Source organism: Streptococcus sp. DD11 (genome assembly GCF_001578865.1).
In the GTDB taxonomy this organism is placed as follows: Bacteria; Bacillota; Bacilli; order Lactobacillales; family Streptococcaceae; genus Streptococcus; species Streptococcus panodentis.
In genome coordinates this window covers 233,811-234,589 of record NZ_KQ969393.1, presented here as the reverse complement: position 1 = coordinate 234,589, position 779 = coordinate 233,811, and the positions used below count along the sequence as shown (strand labels likewise).

General features: G+C 47.2%; 1 protein-coding gene. It reads right to left on the bottom strand.

Translation table 11 applies throughout. The features are described 5' to 3' along the window. Window positions 1–64: 64 nt before the first annotated feature. Window positions 65–415, bottom strand: coding sequence for a hypothetical protein (locus STRDD11_RS04420; RefSeq protein ID WP_128835797.1), 351 nt, complete (start codon window positions 413–415; stop codon window positions 65–67). Window positions 416–779: the final 364 nt, after the last annotated feature.

Here is a 779-nt window from a genome sequence, read left to right as displayed (position 1 = left end):
GAGACTCCGCAAAACGCTTGCCGACACCTGTATGAGAATCATAAACAATCATCATCTCTTCCACCTACTTTCTTAGAAAAATGGTCGCCAGCCAGGCTGCCAGACCCAGAACCACGACATCAGCAATTAGCTTCATCATCAGCTCAAAATCATCTGGCATGCTGTGAATATAAAGGAGACCCGCTAAGGCTGCTAAAGCCAGTACAGTCAGCTTGGCCGCTGCCGGCAGGCCCGGAATCAGACCTGCACCAATCAAGGCAACAGTCAGACCGCCCACCAGAAAGGACTGAAAATCCAGGCTCAGCCCAAACCCATAGCTCACTCCGCCATAGCCAATAATCAAAAGACCAATCACCAGCAGACAGATGCCCAAAATTGCCATTCCGCTCATAGCAAATCCTTCTTTTTTGTTCATTCTGTTTCCTCACTCTCTTTTTTGAATGAATAATTCTCTCAATTCATTCATATCTATTTAAATAGAAAAGCCGTCTCATCCCAGCAGCAGGCCCCATCTCATAGTCCTCACCTCCTTGATTGAATGAATCACCCCAAAGTTCATCCGCATGTATAGTCTTTTCGTTTGCTTTTAACAGTGGCGGTGGATGGCGCTTCCGTGAGAAAGTCTCAAAAGTAGAGCTGATGCAAGCTTCGCTTGCCTTATCCCCAACCTCTCCCAGTCTGGGAATGAAAAGGTTTGGGGAACCTTTTCAGCCTGAGCATAGAAACAAAAGAGTGAAGGGAGTCTGTCTCAGCCTCTTCTGTCCCACCGCCAATCACTT

Bases quoted from the DNA above. Each gene is read 5' to 3' on its own strand.
- STRDD11_RS04420 (WP_128835797.1), bottom strand. From the start codon at position 415: ATGAACAAAAAAGAAGGATTTGCTATGAGCGGAATGGCAATTTTGGGC.